This is a genomic window from Arthrobacter nitrophenolicus (genome assembly GCF_000332815.1).
In the GTDB taxonomy this organism is placed as follows: Bacteria; Actinomycetota; Actinomycetes; order Actinomycetales; family Micrococcaceae; genus Arthrobacter; species Arthrobacter nitrophenolicus.
Genome location: NZ_AOFD01000013.1, coordinates 58,950 through 81,192, shown reverse-complemented (window position 1 = coordinate 81,192; position 22,243 = coordinate 58,950). Strand labels below are relative to the sequence as shown.

Annotated in this window: 12 protein-coding genes, 1 tRNA gene, 5 pseudogenes and 1 riboswitch; of the genes and pseudogenes, 5 read left to right on the top strand and 13 right to left on the bottom strand. The window is 66.8% G+C overall.

Annotated features, from left to right (window positions below; all coding sequences use genetic code 11):
• Positions 1 to 52: 52 nt before the first annotated feature.
• The 3 genes from G205_RS21895 to G205_RS06830 all read right to left on the bottom strand — a co-directional run bounded on the left by G205_RS21895 (position 53) and on the right by G205_RS06830 (position 3,299).
• The gene (locus tag G205_RS21895; protein WP_009357332.1) at positions 53 to 763 is read right to left on the bottom strand and encodes an aggregation-promoting factor C-terminal-like domain-containing protein; all 711 of its coding nucleotides are present in this window, start codon (positions 761 to 763) and stop codon (positions 53 to 55) included.
• Between the two features lie 5 nt (positions 764 to 768).
• A riboswitch (cyclic di-AMP (ydaO/yuaA leader) is annotated at positions 769 to 927 on the bottom strand.
• Positions 928 to 1,052: 125 nt separating this feature from the next.
• Positions 1,053 to 2,552, bottom strand: a complete 1,500-nt coding sequence (locus tag G205_RS06835; protein WP_009357331.1) for a sensor histidine kinase — start codon at positions 2,550 to 2,552, stop codon at positions 1,053 to 1,055.
• Between the two features lie 6 nt (positions 2,553 to 2,558).
• On the bottom strand, positions 2,559 to 3,299 hold the full coding sequence (locus G205_RS06830; protein ID WP_009357330.1) for a response regulator transcription factor: 741 nt from the start codon (positions 3,297 to 3,299) through the stop codon (positions 2,559 to 2,561).
• Between the two features lie 704 nt (positions 3,300 to 4,003).
• Between G205_RS06830 and G205_RS06825 the strand changes: the two genes are divergently transcribed.
• The 3 genes and pseudogenes from G205_RS06825 to G205_RS06815 all read left to right on the top strand — a co-directional run bounded on the left by G205_RS06825 (position 4,004) and on the right by G205_RS06815 (position 6,595).
• On the top strand, positions 4,004 to 4,867 hold the full coding sequence (locus G205_RS06825; protein ID WP_009357329.1) for a winged helix-turn-helix domain-containing protein: 864 nt from the start codon (positions 4,004 to 4,006) through the stop codon (positions 4,865 to 4,867).
• Between the two features lie 149 nt (positions 4,868 to 5,016).
• Positions 5,017 to 5,543, top strand: a pseudogene (locus G205_RS06820) (SixA phosphatase family protein).
• A gap of 53 nt (positions 5,544 to 5,596) precedes the next feature.
• On the top strand, positions 5,597 to 6,595 hold the full coding sequence (locus G205_RS06815; RefSeq protein WP_009357326.1) for an EamA family transporter: 999 nt from the start codon (positions 5,597 to 5,599) through the stop codon (positions 6,593 to 6,595).
• Positions 6,596 to 7,175: 580 nt separating this feature from the next.
• Here the strand turns inward: G205_RS06815 and G205_RS06810 are convergent.
• The 5 genes and pseudogenes from G205_RS06810 to G205_RS06790 form a co-directional block, all read right to left on the bottom strand.
• Positions 7,176 to 7,817: a TetR/AcrR family transcriptional regulator gene (locus G205_RS06810; RefSeq protein WP_009357324.1), complete on the bottom strand. Its 642-nt coding sequence runs from the start codon at positions 7,815 to 7,817 to the stop codon at positions 7,176 to 7,178.
• Positions 7,814 to 9,849, bottom strand: a pseudogene (locus G205_RS06805) (YhgE/Pip family protein). The gene G205_RS06810 and the pseudogene G205_RS06805 overlap by 4 nt, the downstream one beginning before the upstream one ends.
• Before the next feature lie 145 nt (positions 9,850 to 9,994).
• Positions 9,995 to 10,636 (bottom strand): annotated as a pseudogene (locus tag G205_RS20975) (ABC transporter ATP-binding protein); the annotation flags it as partial.
• A gap of 70 nt (positions 10,637 to 10,706) precedes the next feature.
• Positions 10,707 to 12,161, bottom strand: coding sequence for a dihydrolipoyl dehydrogenase family protein (locus G205_RS06795; protein ID WP_009357322.1), 1,455 nt, complete (start codon positions 12,159 to 12,161; stop codon positions 10,707 to 10,709).
• A gap of 151 nt (positions 12,162 to 12,312) precedes the next feature.
• Positions 12,313 to 12,386: transfer RNA gene (locus G205_RS06790), tRNA-Arg, on the bottom strand.
• A gap of 276 nt (positions 12,387 to 12,662) precedes the next feature.
• On the opposite strand from G205_RS06790, the gene G205_RS06785 reads away from it, so the two are divergent.
• Positions 12,663 to 14,495, top strand: a complete 1,833-nt coding sequence (locus G205_RS06785; RefSeq protein ID WP_009357321.1) for a phosphoenolpyruvate carboxykinase (GTP) — start codon at positions 12,663 to 12,665, stop codon at positions 14,493 to 14,495.
• Between the two features lie 139 nt (positions 14,496 to 14,634).
• Here the strand turns inward: G205_RS06785 and G205_RS06780 are convergent.
• From G205_RS06780 to G205_RS06765, 4 genes and pseudogenes are all read right to left on the bottom strand, one after another.
• Positions 14,635 to 15,794, bottom strand: a pseudogene (locus G205_RS06780) (globin domain-containing protein).
• A 164-nt stretch (positions 15,795 to 15,958) separates the two neighbouring features.
• Positions 15,959 to 16,407, bottom strand: a pseudogene (locus G205_RS06775) (RrF2 family transcriptional regulator).
• 12 nt (positions 16,408 to 16,419) lie between these two features.
• A complete protein-coding gene (locus G205_RS06770) occupies positions 16,420 to 16,908 on the bottom strand; it encodes a hypothetical protein (RefSeq protein WP_035752278.1) in 489 nt (162 codons plus the stop codon).
• A gap of 6 nt (positions 16,909 to 16,914) precedes the next feature.
• Positions 16,915 to 18,333, bottom strand: a complete 1,419-nt coding sequence (locus G205_RS06765) for a phosphomannomutase/phosphoglucomutase (protein WP_009357318.1) — start codon at positions 18,331 to 18,333, stop codon at positions 16,915 to 16,917.
• A 142-nt stretch (positions 18,334 to 18,475) separates the two neighbouring features.
• Between G205_RS06765 and G205_RS06760 the strand changes: the two genes are divergently transcribed.
• Positions 18,476 to 20,686, top strand: coding sequence for a RecQ family ATP-dependent DNA helicase (locus tag G205_RS06760; protein ID WP_009357317.1), 2,211 nt, complete (start codon positions 18,476 to 18,478; stop codon positions 20,684 to 20,686).
• Here G205_RS06760 and G205_RS06755 read toward each other — a convergent pair.
• A complete protein-coding gene (locus tag G205_RS06755; protein ID WP_052014060.1) occupies positions 20,610 to 22,091 on the bottom strand; it encodes an MFS transporter in 1,482 nt (493 codons plus the stop codon). The two genes, G205_RS06760 and G205_RS06755, sit on opposite strands and share 77 nt — an antisense overlap.
• Positions 22,092 to 22,243: the final 152 nt, after the last annotated feature.

Here is a 22,243-nt window from a genome sequence, read left to right as displayed (position 1 = left end):
AGCCTGTCGGGTTTCGACAGACTCAACCACCGTTCTGTACCTCTGCTGCGGTTTAGTACCAGTTGTTGGCGTAGTGGAAGTTCAGCGCGCCACAGGGGGACTGGTAGCGCTCCTTGATGTAGTTCAGGCCCCAGTTGATCTGCGTGCGGTAGTTGGTGAGGTAGTCCGCACCGGCGCTTGCCATCTTCTCGGCGGGCAAGGACTGGACGATGCCGTAGGCACCGCTGCTGGGGTTGGTTGCCGTGGTGGTCCAGTCGGATTCCTTGGTCCACAGCGTCACCAGGCACTGCATCTGGTCCTGGGCCCAGCCGTAGGAACCGAGCTGGCCGGCCGCGTAGGCCTGGGCGCCTGCCGGGTCATTGACCGCGACGACGGGAGCAGGCTCCGGTGCAGGAGCGGGCTCGGGTGCCGGAGCAGGTTCTGCGGCGGGGGCGGGCTCCGGTGCGGGTGCCGGGGCGGGCTCGGCGGCCTGCGGAACAACGTTGATTTCGGCGGGGGCGGGGGACTCGGCAGGGTTGGACCGGATCTCGCTCTTTTCGATGCTCATCTGCGCATCGGAGGACGCCGCCGAGGTGCTGGTGGTGGTTGCGGCCGGAATCAAAGCATTAGTCGCCTGGCCGGCGGCGCCAATACCTACCAGCAGCGCACCGGACGTTGCGAGGACCGCGGCGCGCTTGCCGAGGGTGAACTTCTTGCCTTCCGGACGCTGGGAATCGCTGTCTGAGCCCTTTTTTGGGCGCGGTTTAGCCGGGAATGTAAACATGATGAATCGCCTCTCACACCTGCGGAGTTAGCTGTCGGGTTCGGATGAGGGCATCCGGCCGCACGGAAAAATCACGTGCTGGCTTAACCCCAAGGGCAATCAGTGCCCGGGACGGTGGGTCCCCCGCCTCTGCCTTCGATCAAGCGGAATCCGGGAAGTGGCAGAGCTTGGCGTCATCCGGATATACGGCCCGAACGGGAACCGTACCTAATCGACGGTACAGGAGATGGGCGCATAAGTCACATTTAGGTAACGGACATCACGGCATCGGCGCGTCGAGTTGTGAAATCTAGCGCATCAGAGGCAATTGGATGGCGAACTGTGTCCTCCCGGGCTGTGACGTCACCGTGACCTTGCCGCCATGCGCCTCGACAATGGATTGCACGATGGACAAGCCGAGTCCGCTGGTTCCCTCAGCGGCCGAGGCCCCCGCCTGGTCACCTGCACCCTTCCGCGCTGCGTCTGCGCGGGCGAACCGGGAAAACACGTGGTCCACGAACTCCTCGGGGATGCCGCCGCCGTCGTCCGTTACGGTCACCACCGCAGCGCCCTCGGATGTGGTGCCGACGCCGGTGACCACCGTGGTTCCCGCCGGCGTGTGCTTGCGTGCATTCGACAGCAGGTTCATCAGGACCTGCCGCAACTGAGCGGCGTCCCCGTTGACCAGGACCGGCTCGTCGGGCAGTTCCAGCCGCCAGGTGTGGGCAGGGGCCATGACCTTTTCGTCACTCACGCTCTCCACCACGAGTTGCGTGAGATCCACCTCGCTGAGCTTCAGGGGCTGCCCCTCGTCCAGCCGTGCCAGCAGCAGCAGGTCTTCCACCAGTGCCGTCATCCGCTCGGACTGGCTCTGCACCCTGGCCAGCGACTTCTGCCCGTCCGGTGTGAAGTCCTCGGTCATCCGCATCAGCTCGGTGTACCCGCGGATCGCCGTCAGCGGCGTCCGCAGCTCGTGCGAGGCGTCGGCAACGAACTGCCGCACCTTGGTCTCGCTCTTCTGCCGGGCCTGCAGCGCGTTCGCCACGTTGTCCAGCATGAGGTTCAGCGCGTGCCCCACGCTGCCCACTTCTGTTCCGGGGTTGGAGTTCGACGGCGGCACGCGGACTGCCAGCGCCACCTCGCCGGCATCGAGGGGCAGTTGCGACACCCGCGTGGCAACCTCGGACAGCTGCTCCAGGGGCTTCATGGTGCGCCGGATCAGGACGGTTCCCACCAGCCCGATCATCAGCAGCCCCGCCAGGGACACGAACACGAAGGTCCAGACCAGGGAGGCGAGGGTGCTTTCCTTGCCGGCGAGCGGCAGGCCGGTCACCAGGACATCGCCAAAGTTGGTCTGCACGGCAACCAGGCGGTATCCGCCATTGGATAATGTCCGGTCCACGGGGCGGCCATCGGCGGGCAGTTCCAGCAGGATCTCTTTATCCTCTGTGGACAGTGGGGCCCGCGTGGTGTCGGAGGCAAGAAAGCCGCCGCTGTTCACCTGGCCACTGACGATTCTTGCGTTGACGGTCCCCACGCTCTGCCCGCGTGCATCCAGCGGATCCCTGCCGTTGAAGCCGCCCATGGGAGGGCGGCCGGGATCGTTGGCCCGGTCCGCGGCCTGGTTGAGCTGGTCGTCCAGCTGGCGGGTGAGGAAGGCATCCATGGAGGCATAACTGGCCACGCCCACGGCTCCGCAGATGGCGATCAGCAGCGCCATGGCCAACGCGATAAGGCGGGTGCGCAGGTGCCAGGTGGCGGGCTTGAACAAGCTCCGGGGGTGGGCTGCCGGAGCTTGAGGGGTGGCCATGGCTTCCTACTCCGCCGGCTTGATGACGTAGCCAGCACCGCGCACGGTGTGGATCATCGGCGGGTGGGCGGCGTCGATCTTCTTGCGGAGGTACGAGATGTAGAGCTCCACGATGTTGGCCTGGCCGCCGAAGTCGTAGTCCCAGACCCGGTCCAGGATCTGCGCTTTGCTGATGACGCGCTTGGGGTTCTCCATCAAATAGCGGAGGAGTTCAAACTGGGTGGCGGTGAGCTGGACGTCCTGGCCCGCCCGTGTCACCTCCCGGGTGTCCACGTTGAGCACCAGGTCGCCCACCACCAGTTCGGAGGTGTCCATGGCGGCCACGCCGGAACGCTGTACCAGCCGGTGGAGCCGGAGCAGGACCTCTTCCATGCTGAAAGGCTTGGTGACGTAATCGTCGCCGCCCGCTGCCAGTCCTACGATGCGGTCCTGGATGGCGTCCTTCGCGGTGAGGAAGAGCGCCGGGACCTCGGGTGCGAATGCACGGATCCTGCCCAGCAGCTCCACGCCGTCGAATCCGGGGAGCATGACATCCAGCACCAGGACGTCCGGGCGGAAGTCCTTGGCGAGCTTCACTGCCTCGGGGCCGTCTGCGGCGACAGCAACGGACCAGCCCGCCATGCGCAGTCCCATGCTCATCAGTTCAGAGAGGCTGGGCTCGTCGTCCACCACCAGGGCGCGGATAGGGGAGCCGTCCGGGTGTGAGAGCTTGGGCAGGTTGTTCGTGGTGGAGTGCGGTGTGGCCATGGAACAACTCTCCGATCCTTCGGTATGGCCCGGCTAAGGGATTCCTGTGACCGGGCTGTGAATCCCAGCCTAGCCAGCTGGATACCGCGACGGCCCCCGGAACGGGCGGCATGGAGCAGCAACGCTCAACCAACTTGAGGCATTGGAGGTGATTCCAGGCGTCTCCCGGCCGATTCAGGTGGGTCCGTCGGGAAAATTTTCTTCCCTTGCTCCGCGCGCCGCTGGACACGTGCCCGGGGAGTAAGGGGCAATTTTGGCATTTCGCACTCAGTTGAATAAAAATGGCTAGGAAGCCCCGATGGGCGAAGGAAATTCTGTGGACAGCGCTGCACGGGACATAGAATCGGATAACGAATGTTATTCTTTGGCCTCCGTCAGAATCGTGATCTGCGCCACAATAGAGCATTTCGTCTCACAATGCGGACGATCTGGTCCATTGTTACTTGCAAGTTGCCATTGTTACGCTGCACACTTCCAATGTGAACAAGAACTCAACAGCACCTGCAGCCGCAGAATATTGGCCCAGCACATCAGCTGCTGCGACATGCGCTGTTGTCGAATGCACGCCTGACCTTCTCCACCCCTCGAAGTTCTTAGGCATTCGCCCCCAAGCCCAGCGTCGGGCGCCCCTCCCCAGTTCGCATTGCGGGGAAACCCAGCATTCGAGCCGCGATGGCGGCCATTCACATTGAGGTAAGCAATCCATGTCAGTTGCATCCGGATACGTCCACATCTCTGTCCGTAACGCCGCCAAGGCGGGCCAGCCCTCCGGCCTCCGCCCCGGCTTTGGCCCTCGCCCGTCAGTCTCGCCGTCTTCCGGAAGCAGCTTTCCCGCCCAGGGCTACGCGCCGCAGGGCTACAACCCCAACTCCTACGGGCAGCTCCGCGCCGTTCCCGCGGCTGAGTCTGCTCCTGTCACGGCACCCACGCCGGTGGTGGCAGGACCCAATGCCGTCCGCCCGGTGGCCAACGACAATGTTGCCCGCGGGTTCGTCCTGTACATGGGCATCGACGAGGAAACGGCCGCGGCGGCCGGCACCTCCATCGCCAAGCTTGCGCAGGAAATCCGCGCCTACGCCCAGTCCCTGGTAACCGGCGCCGAAAGCTACGCGGCGGTTGCCGTAGCCCCCGCCGGCACCCCCGGTTCCGCGCTCGACGTCGTCCGGTCCACCTTTGGCGACCCCACCGTAAACTCCCGCCAGCGCACCGAGACGCCCCGTCCGCAGCAGCCGCAGGAGCCGCGCCCGTCCGGTGTCCTGATCGACCTTGCCCGGCGCGAAGTCCACCTCGACGGCGAATCGCTCAACCTGACGTTCAAGGAGTTCGAACTCCTGAACTACCTGGTGGAGAATGGCACCCGCACCGTGGGCCGCGACGAACTGCTCGAAGGCCTGTGGCGGAACGCCGAGGAAGTGCCCAACGAGCGCACCATCGACGTCCACATCCGCCGCCTCCGCTCCAAGCTGGGCCGGCTCGCCAACACCGTCCGCACCGTCCGCGGCCAGGGCTACCGGTTCTACGAGCACCCGGAGGTCGTGGTCTGGGCCGCTCCGGAATACTCGATCTGATCTTTCAACGTCCGCCAACGGCGGCACGATCCCTCTGCGCCTGCGCTCGTACCTCACGCAACAACGGCGCTTTCGGGATGTGCCGCCTTTGGCATACGGGGTCAGCCGGCATGTGCCTCCGCGGCTGGGGGTTTGGCTAGGCTTGGGGCATGAGTGAGCACCATCTTCGCCGCCTTGTGATCATGCGCCACGCCAAGGCTGACTGGCCCGGCGGTGTGCCCGACCATGAGCGACCGCTGGAGGAGCGCGGGCACCGGGACGCGCCGCTGGCCGGGCGCTGGCTGCTCAAGCACAACATCATCCTGACTTCATCCTCTGCTCCAGCGCACTGCGCACGCGCCAGACCTGCACCTGGGTGTGCTCTGAGCTGGGGGACAAGGCACCCACGCCGAAGCTCGAGGACGGCCTGTATGCCGCTTCCGCCCTCCGCATGCTCTCAGTCATAAACCACGTGCCGGACACCGTGACAACGCTCATGCTGATCTCCCACCTGCCGGGCGTGCAGGACCTTGCGATGCACCTGGCTTCCCGCGATTCCGACCATGACGCGTACATGGACGCTGCCACCCGTTTCCCCACCAGCGCCCTGACCGTGCTGGAGACGGAAAAGCCCTGGGCGGAGCTGGACGGGCAGGACGCCAGGATCACCAGGTTCAAGGTGCCCCGCGCCCACTAGCCAGGGTTCCGGCAGAGCGGTTCTGGCATAGCGGTTCTGGCAGAGTAGGGAGCGTGAATCTCCGGGACTCCCTGCTTGCCGTGCTGGTTGCCGTGCTGTGGGGCCTGAACTTTGTGGCGATCGACATCGGCCTGCACCCGGGCGGCGGTGATGTGCCCCCGCTCCTGTTCGTGGCCATGCGCTTCGTCCTGGTGGTCCTGCCCTGGATCTTCTTCATCAGGAAGCCGGACGTGGGCTGGAAGGCGGTCCTCGGCGTCGGGCTCTTTATGAGTGCGGGCCAGTTCGGCCTGCTCTACCTGTCCATGGCGCTGGGCATGCCGGCCGGCCTTGCGTCACTCGTCCTGCAGGCACAGGTGCTGCTGACCGTCCTCCTCGCCGCCGCGTTCCTCGGCGAGCGGCCGAACCGGAGGCAGCTGGCCGGCGTCGTCCTGGGCGTGGCAGGCCTCGCCGTCGTCGCCGTGGGCCGGAGTGCCGTTGCGCCCCTGCTGCCGTTCCTGATTGTGCTCGCCGCTGCCCTGTCCTGGGCGACGGGAAACGTCATCGCCCGGAAAGCGAAAGCAGCCTCGGGGCTGGGCCTGGTGGTCTGGTCCGGGGCCGTGGTTCCGGTACCCCTCACCGCCCTCTCGCTGCTGGTGGACGGCCCGGACGCGGTCCTCGCCACGCTCGCCAACCTTCAGGCGCCCACCCTCCTCACCGCGCTCTACACCGCCGTTTTTGCCTCACTGGTGGGCTACGGCATCTGGAACCGGCTCCTGGCCAGCCACCCGTCGTCGGCCGTTGTCCCGTTTACGCTGCTGGTCCCCGTGGTGGGGATGACGGCCGCCTGGCTTGTGCTGGGGGAGGTGCCGACGCCCACCGAGCTCGCCGGCGGCCTCCTGCTCCTGGGCGGAGTGGCGACGGCGGTGCTGACCCTGGGCAGGCGGCGTCAGCGCCGCGGGGTGGAACCGGGGCCGGGCTTGGCCGCAGGCCTGCGGGCGGGAGCAACGGGCGACGACGGCCGCTTGGCTGCCGGGGGTACGCGCGACGTGGTCCCCGGCCCGGAAACGCGCTGAACCGCCCCGCTTCGTGCTGTCCCGCTTTTTGCAGCGCTGCCCTTTGCTGCGCTGACCCGTGCTGCGCTGCCTTTTGCTGCACCCGCTTTCGGTCCGGCGCCTCTGGATGCGGCTCCTTGGGCCGCCGGCCGGGAAGGTGCCGGCCGCCGCTTCGCCGGGGGCCGCCGGGCCGGCGCAATCCGCCTGCCCGCAGGCCAGGCGGCACCGATGAACAGGACCAGGAACGTTGCCACATAGGACACCGCCGCACCGACGAAATAGTTGTCCGGATCATCCGTGGGCAGGGGCGTGCCCAGGAACGAGGACTGGCCGTCAAAGGCCAGTTCCCAGGTGCTCAGGAATGCCAGGGCAAAGCCGACGGTGAGGCTGGTGCCGGCCCCGACGCAGAGCAACACCAACCGCCGGCCACGCACCAGGACCTCGCCGATGGCGGACAGATACGCCAGGGCAAGCACGCCAAGGAACGCGACGAATACCGGCTCGGCGAGGGTCATCCCCGTGAGCACGAGCAGCAACGCGGCAACGATGCCGGCGACAACCGCAAACTTTCCGCTGTTCCCCATGTGGCGCATGTGCACCATCATTCCCGAGGAGCGGGCAGCTTCAGGACGTAGCCGCGCATGATGGCCATGATTGCCGCAACGCTTTGGTCACGGCTGCGCTCCGGGTTGTAGGTCTGCCGGTCGAGTCCCACCACAAAGCAGGCACCGAAGATTGCCGTCTCCAGGCTTCCCCGGGACACGGACTCGTCCACCGGGTAGGCCTTCGCCACATCGTCCACGGCCTGGGCAATGACAGCCAGCAGCTCGCCGCGGAGCACTGCGAAGGTGCCCTGCCATTCGCTGGGCGTCCGCCAGTTCTCGCTGACCCAGAGCCGGGCGAAGGACGGGTACTCGGCCATGAAGTCCATGGCCTGGCCGATCATGGCTTCCATGGCCGGCAGCGGATCCTTGGCCGGCTCTGTCCGGGCCTCGAGCAGCCGGGACTTCAGGATGTCCACGCCGTGCCGCAGCAGCTGCGCGATGAGTTCGGACTTGCTGCCGAAGTTGTAGTAGACGGTGCCTTTTGACACTCCCGCGGCGTGGGCGATCTCGTCCACGGTGACGTTGGCGGCCCCGCGCTGGCCGATAAGCTCCATGGACGCGTCGAAGAGCTTCTGCCGGGTAGCAGTGGTCCGTCCTGGCCGCTGCCCCTTTGCTGCCGCCGGCGGGCCGGAGGTCATGCTGCAATCTCCGGTTTGAGGGCTTTCAACGTCCAGTACTTGTTCCTGCGCACGGCCAGCGTGGACAGGACGGCGCCCAGCAGGGTGTAGCCCAGGAGCCCGAGGACGGTGGGGACGATCATGGACAGGTCGGCACCGTAGATCAGGTGCCGCATGCCGGTGACCACGTATCCCATCGGCAGGACCTGGTGCACCACGTGGAGGGGCTCCGGAGTGGTCTGCCATGGGAACGTGCCCCCGGAGGACACCAGTTGCAGCACCAGCAGGATCAGCACCACCAGTTTGCCCGGCGAACCCAGCAGCGCCACGATGCCCTGGATAAGGGCGCTGAATGCCGTGGCCGCCGCCAGCATGAAGAGCCACATGAGGACCGGGTGCACCGGGTTCAGCCCCAGTGCGAGGTTCACCACGAGGGTGAGCAGGGTGGCCTGGACCGCGGACACCGCCAGGAACGGCAGCCAGCCGCCGACGGCGATTTTCCAGGACGGCGCGTTGGAAGCCAGGGCCCGCTGCGTTATGGGCCGCATGACCTGCACCAGCATGAAGATGCCGATCCACAGCGCCAGGGTGAGGAAGAACGGCGCAAGCCCCGCCCCGTAGGAATCGGCCTTCGCCTGTGACACGTTGCTGACTGCAACAGGATCAGCCATCACCCGCGACAGGTTGCTCTTCTGCGCGTCATCCGGGTTGGGCACCTGTCCCGCACCCTTGCCCAGCTCGTCCGCCAGCGAACGTGAGCCATCGGCAGCGGTGGCAGCCCCCGAGGCAAGCTGCGCCGCGCCGGCATCCAGCTTCCGTGCGCCTTCCGCAAGGCCTGCAGTGCCGTCCAGCGCTGCCTGTCCTCCAGTTGCCAGCGTGGCGGCACCGGTGTGCAGCTGCTCCGCGCCGCTGGACGCCTGCTGGACGGCGTCCTTGAGTGCCGGCGTTCCGGCGGCGAGCTGAGCTGCACCGACGCTGACGGACTCGGCACCGTCAGCCAGTTGCTGGACCTGGGCGGCGTCCGTCTGGACCTTGGCCTTCGCCGCCGCCACCGGGCTGGAGGCCGCCGTCGCGTCGAAGTCGGCCAGGACACTGTCGGCCTGTTCCTGGGTCAGGACGCCGGCGCTGACCAGCCGGGTGTTCGATTCAATCACACGGGTACGGAGTCCCTGGTCCGCCGTTTCCAGCTGGACGGCCACATCCTGGAACTTCGCGTTCAGCTGGGCGTTGCCGGCTGCCACCTGCGCAGCCCCCGTGGCGAGGGTCTGTGTGTCGGTGGGCAGGGACGCGGTCTTGTCCTTGAGGACGGACAGGCCGCTGCTGAGTTGTCCGGCGCCGTCGGTCAGCTGGTTGGCGCCGTCCCGCAGCTTCAGTTGGCCTGCGTAAAGGTCGTCAGCGCCGGCGCTGAGGCTGGACGTTCCCTCCTGGAGCCCGGTGGCACCGTCCCGAAGCTGCACCACGCCGTCGGCCAGCCGGCCGGCGCCATCAGCGGCCTGCACCATCCGCGTATGGATGGTACCGAAGCCGGTCAACAGCTGGTTGGCCGTTTCCTCGCCCACCTCCGTGGCTACGGTGCTGTGCACGGACGTGGTCAGCTTGTCCACGATGGTGCTCAGGAGATAGTTGTTCGCGTCGTTCGTGGTGACGTTCAGCATCGCCTGGCTGGCCGAATCGAAGCTGCCCGGCGATACGAGGTTGGCGGAAAAGTCTTTCGGGATCTTCAGGGCGAACGCATACTCACCGTCGCTGACCCCCTGGTCGGCTTCCTCGGTGCTTGCCACCGGAACCCAGTGGAAGACGTTGCCCTCCACCAGGCTGTCTGCCACTTTGGTCCCGGCGGCAAGCCGGGTGCCGTCGCTGGCGGTGGCGCCGGTGTCCTCCACAACCAGCGCCGCATCCAGGTGGTCCAGGTTCCCGTACGGTCCCAGTTGGCATAGAGATAAACGGCGCCGTACAGCAGGGGAACCATCGTCAGCGCCAGGATGGTCAGCTTGGGCAGCAGGCCGCCCGTCATGCGCTTGAGTTCGGAGCGGGCCAGCCGCAGTACGGTCACTTGGCAACCTCTGTTTCGAAGTGGGTGTGCTGGTGGTCCGGGCGGCGGTCCGCGTCGCCTTGCGCCCCTGCTTCCTCCCGGGGCCCTGCTTCCTCCCGGGACCCTGCATCGTCCCCAAGATCCGCCGCTTCCCGTGGCAGTGCGTGGCCCCCGGATTCGCGGGCCGCCTCGCGTTGCCGATTTCCACGGCTGGACCGGTCCATGACTGCGGGAGGGCACTGACCGTGGCTACGACGGCGAGCGGCCGCCCGGCGTCGGACGCCAATTGCCGGAGCTGCGGCAGCCAGTCTCCTTCATCCACGCTGTGCCTATCCGGTGAGTCCACTACCAGCAGGTCCGTGCGGGGGTTGGCAAGGGCCAGGGAGGCGAGGAGCCTAAGCCGGCGGCGCGGCTCCAGCTGCTCGGTCCAGAGGCCGGCAATATCCTCAAAGCCGTTGACCTTGAGCCAGGGCCCGCTCAGCAGCGCTCCCCGGTAACGGCGCGGGACCAGGGCCAGATCCTCCGTCACGAGGTCGCGGACGCTCAGGTGCTGCTCGGGTTCGTTGACGCCGGGGGAGTCCACCAACGCGCTGGCAAGCCGAAGCTGGCGGATGCGCTGGTGGCTGTCCCAGCTGAGCATCCCGCTGCTGGGCTTCATCCTGCCGCTCAGGACCAGGGCAAGGGCTGTCCTGTGGTCCTGGCGCCTGCCGGCGGCGAGAAGCAGTTCGCCCCGGCTGACGCTGAGCGAAGTGGGTGGAAGCAGGGAATCGCGGCGGCCTTTGACGTGGAGCTGGTGCGCTGAAAGCAAGAATCGCCTTTCACGGTGAATGCGGCTGCTTCCAGCTTAACAAAACTGACCGGTCAGTTCAAAAATCTTGTCACAGGCCGTACTTCTCCAAGAGACGCAACCACACCTCGCTGATGGTCGGATAGGACGGCACGGCATGCCACAGGCGGTCCAACGGAACTTCGCCCACGACGGCGATGGTTGCGGCGTGCAGCAGTTCGGCTACGTCCGGTCCGGCGAACGTGGCCCCGAGGAGGACCTTGCGGTCCTCGTCCACCACCAGTTGCGCCCAGCCCTCGTAGTTTTCGGAATGGAGTGAGGACCCGGCCACCTGGATGGGAAGCTCCACCGAGGAGGCGTTATATCCTTCCTCCCTCGCCTTCTCCAGGGTGCGCCCCACGGAGGCCAGTTCAGGGTCGGTAAAGACCACGCCCGGCACTGCATGCCGGTTGGCGGTCTGGGCGTAACGGCTCCATTCGGCCGGCGCGCCTTTCAGTTCCCCTTTTGCACGGGCGGCGATGGCGTCGCCCGTGGCGCGGGCCTCGTACTTTCCCTGGTGCGTGTAGAGGTTGTTGCCGGCGGCGTCACCCACCGCATACAGCCACGGCTCGTCTCCCGGCGTTCCCACTACCAGGCCGGTGGCGTCGGTAGCCAGGACGAGGTGGCCGTCCTTGTCCGGCTCGAAGCCAAGGCTTTCCAGGCCGAGCCCCTCCAGTGCGGGGTGCCGTCCGGTGGAGACCAGGACCTTGTTGGCCGTTACGGTGGACCCGTCGGACAGCGCCAGGCCGAACGTGCCGTCGTCGTTTTCGCTGATGCGCTCGGTAGCCGTGTTGAGGCGGAGTTCGACGCCGTCCGCGCGCAGCCCCGCGGCCACAAGCCGTGCGGCCTCCTCCGGAAAGTTCCGCAGCAGGCCGCTGCGCGCCACGAGTGTTACATCGGATCCCAGGCGGGCGAATGCCTGGGCAAGTTCGGTGCCCGCCACGCCGCCGCCAAGGACAGCCAGCCGCTCCGGGACCTCTTTCGCCGACGTCGCTTCGCGGGTGCCCCACACCTGGAGGTCCTGCAGTCCCTCGATGGGGGGAGTGTTGGGCATGGAGCCGGTTGCCAGGACTACCGCCTGCCGCGCCCGGAGCCGGTGCGAGGTTCCGTCCAGTCCGGCCACCTCCACGGACTTGGCCGCCGTCAGCCATGCGTGGCCGCGGACCAGTTCGATGCCCGCCTCCTTGACCCATGACACCTGGCCGTCGTCCTGCCAGTTGGCGGTCATGTAATCCCGGCGCTTCAGCACGGCTGCAGCGTCCAGCGTGCGCGTGACGGCCTCTTTTGCGCCCGGCGTTGTCTGTGCGCCATGCAGTGCAGTGCCCGGCCGGAGCAGTGCCTTGGACGGCATGCAGGCCCAGTAGGAGCACTCGCCGCCTACCAGTTCTGCCTCCACCAGGACTGCCGTCAATCCTCCCTGGACCACCCGGTCCGCCACGTTTTCCCCTACGGCGCCTGCGCCGATCACCACTACGTCAAATTCGCGCTCAACAGCGTCCGGCATCATGGGGAAAGCCTACGCCCGGGCGGTGACAGGACGGGGCGCCGGCAGGTGGGGTACCGGCCGGATGGATGCTCGCCGGACGGGGCGCTGGATAATGTAAGGCGCTGGTTAACGCAAAAGGTCCGCACCGGCGAACCGGTGCGGACCTCATCTGTGCGCCCAAAGGGATTCGAACCCCTGACCTTCTGTTCCGTAGACAGACGCTCTATCCAGCTGAGCTATGGGCGCATCTCGTGTCCCTGGAGAAGAACCGCTCTCCCTGAACCTCGAATTACTTTACGCGAGGTTGGCCGCCGTGCCAAATCGAAAGCGGTGTAATCTGCACGACTAGACCGGTATAGGTGACCTTAGTCACTTAATCCTCGATTTTCGCGCTGCTTTTCCTTGAATTCTCGCGGAATCCGGTTTTTCCAGGGTCATTTGCCCGACATCCCGCTCGAAACCGCCGGTGGTCCGGACCATAGCATTTAGTCCACACCGATGAACCCGAGGAAGGGAACCGAAATGGGCGATCTGGCGCAGAAGCCGCTGCTTGAGAAAGCACCCACCACACATGCCGGTCTGCTGGCATGGGTCGAAGAGGTTGCTGAGCTTACGCAGCCGGACCGCATCTACTGGGTTGACGGATCCGAAGAGGAAAACACCCGTCTCACCGATGAGCTTGTTGCAGCCGGAACCCTGACCCGGCTGAACCAGGAGCTGTTCCCCAACTCCTTCGCCGCTTTCTCGGACCCGGCTGACGTGGCCCGCGTGGAGGAGCAGACCTTTATCTGCTCCGAGAACAAGCGCGACGCCGGCTTCACCAACAACTGGATGGCCCCGGCCGAGATGAAGGAAAAGCTGCGCGGCCTGTTTGCCGGTTCCATGCGCGGACGCACCATGTACGTCATCCCGTTCGTGATGGGCCACCTGGATGCCGAGGACCCGAAGTTTGGCGTGGAGATCACGGACAGCGCCTACGTTGTTGCCTCCATGCGCATCATGGCCAACATCGGTACTGCCGTACTGGACAAGATCACGGCAACGAACGCATTCTTTGTGCCGGCCCTGCACTCCCTGGGCGCTCCGCTGGAGCCAGGCCAGGAAGATGTGCCCTGGCCCTGCAACCCCGACAAGTGGATTGTCCACTTCCCGGAGGAGCGCTCCATCTGGTCCTTCGGCTCCGGTTACGGCGGAAACGCGCTGCTGGGCAAGAAGTGCTACGCCCTGCGCATCGCCTCAGTCATGGCGCGCGACGAGGGCTGGCTGGCCGAGCACATGCTCATCCTCAAGCTGACCTCGCCGGAGAAGAAGAACTACTACGTCTCCGCGGCCTTCCCGTCAGCCTGCGGCAAGACCAACCTTGCCCTGCTCGATCCCACCATTGAAGGCTGGGAGGTGGAGACCCTCGGCGATGACATCACCTGGATGCGGATCGGCAAGGAGGGTGAGCTGCGCGCCACCAACCCTGAGGCCGGCCTGTTTGGCGTGGCCCCCGGCACCGGCTGGGGCACCAACCCGAACGCCATGCGTGCCATCGCCAAGGGCCACAGCATCTTCACCAACGTGGCATTGACCGACGACGGCGGTGTCTGGTGGGAGGGCATGACCGACGAGGTGCCTGCGCACCTGACCGACTGGCAGGGCAACTCCTGGACGCCTGACTCCGACAAGCCGGCCGCACACCCGAACTCCCGGTTCTGCACCCCGATCTCGCAGATCGACATGCTGGCCGAGGAGTACTACAGCCCGGAGGGTGTGGAGCTCTCCGCCATCCTCTTCGGCGGCCGCCGCAAGACCACTGTTCCCCTGGTCACCCAGGCGCGCAGCTGGACCAACGGCATCTTTATGGGCTCCACGCTCTCGTCAGAGACAACTGCCGCCGCTGCCGGGCAGGTCGGCGTGCTGCGCCGCGACCCCATGGCCATGCTTCCCTTCATCGGATACGACGCAGGTGACTACCTGAAGCACTGGATCAGCGTGTCCGGTAAAGCCAACCCTGCGCGGCTGCCGCACATCTTCCTGGTCAACTGGTTCCGCCGCACAGCCGACGGCGGCTTCGCCTGGCCCGGTTTCGGCGACAACGCCCGCGTCCTGAAGTGGGCCATTGAACGCATCGAAGGCAAAGCTGACGCCATCGAGACCCCCATCGGGTTCGTCCCGACCGGGGACTCGCTGGACCTCACCGGCCTGGACCTGACCCACGCCCACGTGGAGGACGCAGTCCGCGTCGACCGCGAGGAATGGGATGCCGAACTGGCCTCCATCGAGGAATGGTACGCAAAGTTCGGTGATTCGCTCCCTGAGGCGCTGCGCGCTGAACTCGAGTCGCTCAAGGAGCGGATGTCGAAGCACTAGCATTCGGTTGTACCAACGACGGCGGCCCCGCACCTTTGAATGTAAAGGTGCGGGGCCGCCGTCGTTACTGTATCGATTGCTCCGCAGGCGCCCCTTTCACCCTTCACAAGGGCCGCTGCGGAGCAATCGATGAACAGGCCTAGCTGGCCAGCCAGATGTCCGGGCCGAAGACTTCGTAGTGGATGCTGGTGGCCGGGACGCCGGCGTCGATGGCCTCGTTGCGGATCTTCTGCATGAAGGGCAGCGGACCGCACAGGTACAGCGAGGCATTGGCAGGGAGATCCACCTCCCGCAGCGACATAAAGCCCTCGCGGGCACCCGCCTCGGGCTGTTCCAGCCACAGCTGCAGTTCGGCACTGTCCAGGCGCTCGACGTCGTCCGTCATCTGGCCGCGCAGCGCCCAGCTGTCCAGGGTGCTTTCCGCATGCAGCACCAGGACCTGCCGGTCGGTTCCGGCCTCGGCCAGCGAACGCAGGATGGAGGCAGTGGGGGTGCAGCCGATGCCGGCAGATGCGAGGACAACCGGACCGTCACCCTCCTTGAGCGTAATCTCGCCATACGGGTTGGAGATTTCCAGGATGTCGCCCACCTGCACGTCACGGTGCAGGACCGGGGAAACTTCCCCGCCGTCGTCAAGCTTGGTGGTGAAGGTGCGGCTGGTCCCGGCGTCTGCCGACAGGGAGTACTGGCGGACCTGGCGGAGCCTTCCGGGAGGACCACCTTGACGCTGATGTACTGGCCGGGAAGAGCCGGCGTGACCGGGGTGTCGTCCGCAGGCTCCAGGGTGAAGGTCATGGCACCGGTGCCGGCCGGGGTCTTCGCAGCCACGCGCCAAGGCATCCACATCCGGTCGTTCGCCTGGCTGGCGTACAGCCCCTTCTCGAGCTTGATCAGGGCGTCCGCCATCAGCCAGTAGACCTCGGTCCAGGCTTCGGCGATCTCGGGCGTGATGACCCCGGCGAGGTCCTCGGCGATGGCAGCGAACAGGTGCTCGTAGACCACCTGGTACTGCGGCTCCGTGATGCCCAGGGAAGCGTGCTTGTGGGCGATCCGGGACAGGACCGCCTCCGGAAGCGTGCCCGGGTTGTTCACCAGGTGGGTGGCGAACGCCGCGATGCTGCCCGCCAGGGCCTGCTGCTGGTTGCCCGAACGCTGGTTGGAGCGGCTGAACAGCCCGTCCAGCAGTTCGGGGTGGGCGGCGAAAAGGCGGGAGTAGAACTTGGGCGTGATCGCGCCGATCCGTGACCCGACCAGCGGCAGGGTGGCTTCGATGACGGGGCGGGACTTTTCCGAGAGCATGCGGACTCCTGAGATAGCGGCCGGGGCCTTCGTCCGGCCAGATGCGAATACATGCATTTCAAATGCATGTTTTCATACCTCAAGTTCTACAGCTCGTAGAAGATGAAATCAAATTGTGCGCAGATGTTGCGGGCGCACGCCAGGAATGCTGTCCGGTAACCCGTTTACAGTCCGGGCCGGAGGCCGATCATCTCGAAAACCGGGGCCATCTGCCGCGACCCGGGCAGGTCCGCGATCACCACGGAATCCAGCTCCCGGTAGAACGCCTCCCGGGCCCTCGCCAGGGCTGCCCGCAGCTTGCACTCATTGATGAGCGGGCAGTTGCCTGTTGTCGCCATGCACTCGGCAGGGTCCGTGCGGGTATCGAGCTCGCGCAGGATCTGGCCGACCGTTGCCGTGCGGCCGGCATGGCTCAGCCGTGAACCGCCGGTCCGGCCCCGCACCACTTCGATCAGCCCAAGGCTCCGCAGCTTTGCCATTGCCTTGCTGACGTGGTTGTAGGGCGTCCCCACCGAATCCGCGATGTTCTGCGTGGTCAGGAGCTCGCCACCGGGAACGGCGGCGAGCACCATCAGTGCACGCAGCTGACGTCGGCGAAAGCGTTGATCTTCATGGCCGGCGCGGTCTAGTCCACCCAGATTGCAGGTTCGTTGGTATCGGCACCCAGTTCACCGAATTCCCACGTCCGGGTGGCTGTGTTGGCCGCGTAGGGCAGAACCGCGGCGAAGACTGAACCGTCGCGGTGTTCGGCGGCCACATGGATGGCGTCCGAGTCTTCCTCCACCAGCATGATGTCGCATACGATGGCGGCCGCGCGGAAGTCATCCCGGTTCTGCCGCAGCAGGGTGTGCAGGTCGCTGATCATCGCATCGGCGTCGAAGTCCGCATCCGGATCATCCGCCGCATCGGCGGGGGAGACGGCAACAAGCCGCACCTCGCCGTCGTTCTGGACCGTGAGGGCGAAGGGCAGGAAGCCGCCGTTGCGCTGCAGCTGCTCCTGGGCGGCGCTGACGCCCGTCCCCAGGAGATTCTCCAGGTCGGTTGCAGTGCTGTCCGGCACAGAATCGCGCCACGCGCCCTGTCCTTCAGCTCCCGGCAGCGTCCCGTCAGCCATCGCGCCCTAGGCCCGGACGATCGACAGGACGCGGTCGCGGATGCGTTCCATGGTGCCGCGGTCCGTGGCCTCTGCGTTGAGCCGGAGGAACGGTTCGGTGTTGGAGGGGCGCAGGTTGAACCAGTAGCTGCCGTCGTTGGCGGTGAACGTGCTGCCGTCCAGGTTGTCGATGGTGAGGTCCTCGCCGGCGAAGGCGGCGCGTACGCGTTCAACGGCGGCGGGCTTGTCTTCGACTTCCGAGTTGATCTCGCCCGAACTGACGTAGGGCTCGTACTCGCGGGCAAGCTCGGACAGCGGGCCGTCCTGCTCGCCCAGGGCAGCCAGGACGTGCATGGCGGCCAGCATGCCGGTGTCCGCGTTCCAGAAATCCCGGAAGTAGAAGTGGGCAGAGTGCTCGCCGCCGAACACTGCGCCTTCCTCTGCCATGACGGCCTTGATAAAGGAGTGGCCCACGCGCGTGCGGACGGCACGGCCGCCGTCCTGCTCCACAAGTTCGGCCACGGCGCGGGAGCAGAGGAGGTTGTGGATGATCGTTGGTGTGGCCTCGCCCTGCGCCTTCGCGCGGGCGATCTCCCGCCGGGCCACCATGCCGGTAATGGCCGACGGCGACACCGGCTCGCCCTTCTCGTCCACCACGAAGCACCGGTCGGCGTCGCCGTCGAAGGCCAGGCCGATGTCCGCGCCGTGCTCGACCACTGCGGCCTGCAGGTCGCGGAGGTTCTCCGGCTCCAGCGGGTTGGCGGGGTGGTTGGGGAAGGAACCATCCAGCTCGAAGTACAGCGGAATGATGTCGAACGGCAGCTTGGGAAGCAGGGTGTCGCCCAGGACCGCAGGCGTGGTGAGGCCGGCCATGCCGTTACCGGCGTCGACAACGACCTTGAGGGGGCGGGAACCGGACAGGTCCACCAGCTTGCGGAGGTACTCGGCGTAGTCCTTGAGCACGTCGCGGACACTGATCTGGCCACGGGTGCCGGCGGCGGGGATGGAACCGGTGTTGAGGTGCTGCTCGGCGAGGGTCTGGATGTCCTTGAGGCCGGTTTCGGAGGAGATGGGAACGGCGCCGGCCTTGGACATCTTGATGCCGTTGTAGCCGGCGGGGTTGTGGCTGGCGGTGAAGGTGGCGCCGGCACGGTCAAGGAAACCGCACGCGAAGTACAGCTCATCGGTGGAAATCAGGTCCAGCAGCTCGACGTTGGCGCCGCGGGTTGCTGCACCGTCTGCGAAGGCCTTGCTGAATTCGGGGGAGGAGGGGCGCATATCCCCGCCCACCAGGATGGTCTGGCCTTCGAGCTGCAGGACGTCCACGAACGCGGCCCCCACGGCTTCGACGATTTCGGCGGTGATGGACTCGCCCACAATGCCACGGACGTCGTAGGCCTTGAAGGATGCCGAGAGATCAAAAGTCGTTGTCTGTTCGCTAGTCACGGGCTTTATCTTACGATGGCGCGGAAGGTGCCTGTGGAGGAGGGGCGGCGGCAGCCCAATGTGACGGGGCTGGTGTTGGCCCGCTTTCCACATACAGTCCCCGCATGTGCCGGCTGTCGGAGGTGGCTGGGATACTGAATGAATGGTCGATAACCAGCATGCCGCCGCACTGATAGACACGCCCCCGACACCTGCCACAGCAACCGACGGGTCCGGCCCTGCCTCCGCCACCCACCAGCAGGCGCTGGAGGTCCTCCGGGAACTGGTGGGCCACCCCGAAGCCGGTTTTCACGAGGGGCAGTTCGAAGCCATTGAGGCGCTGGTCGACGGCGGGCGGCGGGCCCTGGTGGTCCAGCGCACCGGCTGGGGAAAGTCCGCGGTGTACTTCGTGGCGTCCCTGCTTCTCCGGCGCCGGGGTGCAGGACCCACGCTCATCGTCTCGCCGCTGCTTGCCCTGATGCGGGACCAGGTGGCCGCCGCGGCAAGGGCAGGCGTCCGCGCCGTCGCCATCAATTCAGCCAACCAGCTGGAGTGGGACGCGGTCCGCGAGCAGCTGGCCGCGGACCAGGTTGACGTCCTGCTCGTCTCCCCGGAGCGCCTCACCAACCCGTCCTTCCGCGAGAACCAGCTGCCGGAACTGATCCGGCGCACCGGCCTGCTGGTCATTGACGAAGCACACTGCATCTCCGACTGGGGGCATGATTTCCGCCCGGACTACCGCAGGATTGCGGACCTGATCACCCGGCTGCCCGAGTCGGTCCCCGTGCTGGCCACCACCGCCACCGCAAACTCCCGCGTGGTGCACGATATCGAGGAACAGCTCGGGGCCGGCGTCCTGACCATCCGCGGTGCGCTGGGCCGGGACTCGCTCCGGCTCGGCGTCCTGTCCCTGCCGGACTCGAAACAGCGCCTGGGCTGGCTCCTGACCCACCTGTCCGATCTTCCCGGCAGCGGCATCATCTACACGCTGACGGTCTCCGCCGCCGAGGACACCGCCCGGCTCCTGAAGGAGGCGGGGCACGAGGTCCTGGCCTATACGGGCCGCACCGATCCCGCGGACCGGGAACGCGCCGAGCAACTGCTCAAGGACAACCAGGTCAAAGCCCTGGTGGCCACATCCGCGCTGGGCATGGGCTTCGACAAACCGGACCTGGGCTTCGTGGTCCACCTGGGCGCGCCCTCCTCGCCGGTTGCGTACTACCAGCAGGTGGGACGTGCCGGCCGTGGCGCCGCGAACGCCGATGTCCTCCTGCTTCCAGGCTCCGAGGACCGGGAAATCTGGCAGTACTTTGCCACCGCCTCCATGCCCTCCGAGGAAAAGGCGGCCGCTGTCCTCACCGCGCTCGCGGAGGCCGGGACTGCGCTGTCCACGGTGGCCCTCGAAGCGCGGGTGGACCTGCGCCGCACCCCGCTGGAGCTGCTGCTGAAAGTCCTGTCCGTGGACGGCGCCGTCGAGCGGGTAGGGGGAGGCTGGCGGTCCACGGGGCAGCCCTGGGTCTACGACGCGGAGCGGTACCAGCGGATCGCCGAGGCCCGGGTGGACGAGCAGGACTCCATGGTGATCTACCAGGACACCGCGGGCTGCCGGATGGAGTACATCACCTCCGTCCTGGACGACGAAACGGCGCACCCCTGCGGCCGGTGCGACAACTGCGCCGGACGCTGGTTCCCGGCAGAGGTAGCGGAGGATGCCACCGCTGCCGCAGGCCAGACCCTGAGCAGGGCGGGCGGTGTCCTTGAAGCGCGCCTGCAGTGGCCCAGCGGCATGGACCGCCTGGGTGTTCCGGTGAAGGGAAAGTTGAAGCCTGGCGAAGGACTGGCAGAGGGACGCGTCCTGGCGCGCCTGACGGACCTTGGATGGGGCGGTGCGCTGCGGGAGCTGTTCGCTGCCGGTGCCCAGGACCGGCCCGTGGATCCCGGGATGCTGCAGGCCTGCGTGCAGGTCCTGCGGGAATGGGGCGCCGGCGATGCCCGCACCCCGGGCTGGAGCGGTGCCGGCAGGCCGGCCGCCATCGTGAGCATCCCGTCACGGAGCAAGCCGCAGCTGGTGGGCTCCCTCGCCAGGGGAATCTCGGAGATCGGCCGGATTCCCTACCTCGGCGAGCTGCAGCTGGCCCACGGCGGCCCTACCGGCAGCCGGGGCGGCAACAGCGCCTACCGGCTGGCCGGGGTGTGGGACCGCCTGGCAACCGGGCCCGAGCTTGAGGCGGCGCTGGCAGCAGTCCACGGGCAGAGCGTGATGCTCGTCGATGACCTCGCGGACAGCAGGTGGACGCTTACGGTCGCGTGCCGCGCTCTTCGGCAGGCCGGGGCCGGCGCGGTTCTTCCACTGGTGCTTGCCCAGGCCGGCTGACTTCCGCGCCGGCGTGCCGGGGCAGCAGGAGGCTGTCGATGGTGCTGGCGAGCATCAGGGCGGCCATGGCCAGGAACGCGCCGCGGAATGGTCCCGCGGCGTCCTGGAAACCTGCGGGATAGCCGTCGAAGATCCGGATCAGCAGTGCCGCCACGGCGATGCCCGCTCCGGTGGCGAGCTGCACAAGGGTGGCGGAGACGGTGTTCGCCGATGTCAGCTGGGCCGGCATGATGTCTGCGTACTGGACCGAGGCGTAGGCCGAGAAGCCGATCGACCGGAACGCTCCGCTGCAGACCAGCAGGGCGAACGTCAGCGCCTGCGGTGTTTCGGGCGTGAGGAAGGCGCAGGCGGTGAAGGTCGCCGCGGACGCAAGGGACGCGAAGACCAGCATTGCCTTGAAGCCGAAGCGGCGGATCAGCGGGGTGGTGGCCGGCTTGATGCCGATGTTGCCGATGAAGACCGCGGCCACCATGATGCCGGCGTGGATGGGGGACCAGCCGAATCCTGTCTGGAACATCAGGGGCAGCAGGAACGGTACCGAGCTGATGGTCAGGCGGTAGACGAAACCGCCGGTGGCCATGGCGCGGAACGTTCGGGTACGGAAGACGTCCAGGTCGAACAGCGGGTTCCTGGCCTTGCGCATCCACAGCACGGCGGCCGCGAGGCAGAGCGCTCCGGCGGCTGCGCTGACCGCCGCCCAGGGGGTGTCGGGGTGGGCGCTGGCCAGTTCGAGGCCGGTCACCAGTGCGCCGACGCCCAGGGTGGTGAGGAACAGCCCGGGCCAGTCCAGGCGCCGGCCCGGGTCTCCGGCTGTGCCGGGTACCAGCCGCAGCGCCGCGATCAGGGCGGCCACGCCGAGCGGAAGGTTGATCAGGAAGATCCAGTGCCAGGACAGGTAGGTGGTGAGTGCGCCGCCCACCAGGGGAGCGAGGACAGGGGCCAGGAGCCCGGGCCACACCAGGAAGGCGGTGGCGCGCAACAGTTCGGATTTGGGGGTTCCGCGCAGCACCACCAGGGTTCCGACCGGCACCATCATGGCACCGCCGGCGCCCTGGACGATGCGGCTCACAGTCAGGGTGGTCAGGTCCTGGCTCAGCGCGCAGGCGAGCGAGGCGGCCGTGAAGACGGCGATGGCGAGGCAGAACACCCGGCGGGCTCCGAAGCGCTCGGCCAGCCAGCCGCTGATCGGGATGCCCACGGCCACTGTCAGGAGGTAGGCCGTCATCGTGATGTTCACGTCGGCCGCCGGAACACCGAAATCGGCGGAAATGTTGGGGATGGCGGTGGTCAGGACCGTGCCGTCCAGGAATTCCATAAAGAACGTTGCCGCCACCAGGAGCGCCAGGTGCGGGTTCCACACCTGCCCGGTGCTGCCGCTTCCGTCCACCTGAGTACTTGCTGCCATCCGTTTATGGTGCCATCGGGAGGGGCCCGCCGCAGTGCGGTGTCCGGTCCCCGGACGGTACCCACAGGCGCGGTCGCTGGCCGTCCGGACCCCACTCCTTCAGAAGTTTGTTCGCGGATCCGTACCCAAAAGGCTCCGATCTGCGAACAAGC

Excerpts from the sequence above, each read along its gene's own strand:
- G205_RS06760 (WP_009357317.1), top strand. The coding sequence starts at position 18,476 with ATGGTCGATAACCAGCATGCCGCCGCACTGATAGACACGCCCCCGACA.
- G205_RS06795 (WP_009357322.1), bottom strand. The coding sequence starts at position 12,161 with ATGATGCCGGACGCTGTTGAGCGCGAATTTGACGTAGTGGTGATCGGC.
- G205_RS06810 (WP_009357324.1), bottom strand. The coding sequence starts at position 7,817 with ATGACCTCCGGCCCGCCGGCGGCAGCAAAGGGGCAGCGGCCAGGACGG.
- G205_RS06825 (WP_009357329.1), top strand. The coding sequence starts at position 4,004 with ATGTCAGTTGCATCCGGATACGTCCACATCTCTGTCCGTAACGCCGCC.
- G205_RS06770 (WP_035752278.1), bottom strand. The coding sequence starts at position 16,908 with ATGGCTGACGGGACGCTGCCGGGAGCTGAAGGACAGGGCGCGTGGCGC.
- G205_RS21895 (WP_009357332.1), bottom strand. The coding sequence starts at position 763 with ATGTTTACATTCCCGGCTAAACCGCGCCCAAAAAAGGGCTCAGACAGC.
- G205_RS06830 (WP_009357330.1), bottom strand. The coding sequence starts at position 3,299 with ATGGCCACACCGCACTCCACCACGAACAACCTGCCCAAGCTCTCACAC.
- G205_RS06755 (WP_052014060.1), bottom strand. The coding sequence starts at position 22,091 with ATGGCAGCAAGTACTCAGGTGGACGGAAGCGGCAGCACCGGGCAGGTG.
- G205_RS06835 (WP_009357331.1), bottom strand. The coding sequence starts at position 2,552 with ATGGCCACCCCTCAAGCTCCGGCAGCCCACCCCCGGAGCTTGTTCAAG.
- G205_RS06785 (WP_009357321.1), top strand. The coding sequence starts at position 12,663 with ATGGGCGATCTGGCGCAGAAGCCGCTGCTTGAGAAAGCACCCACCACA.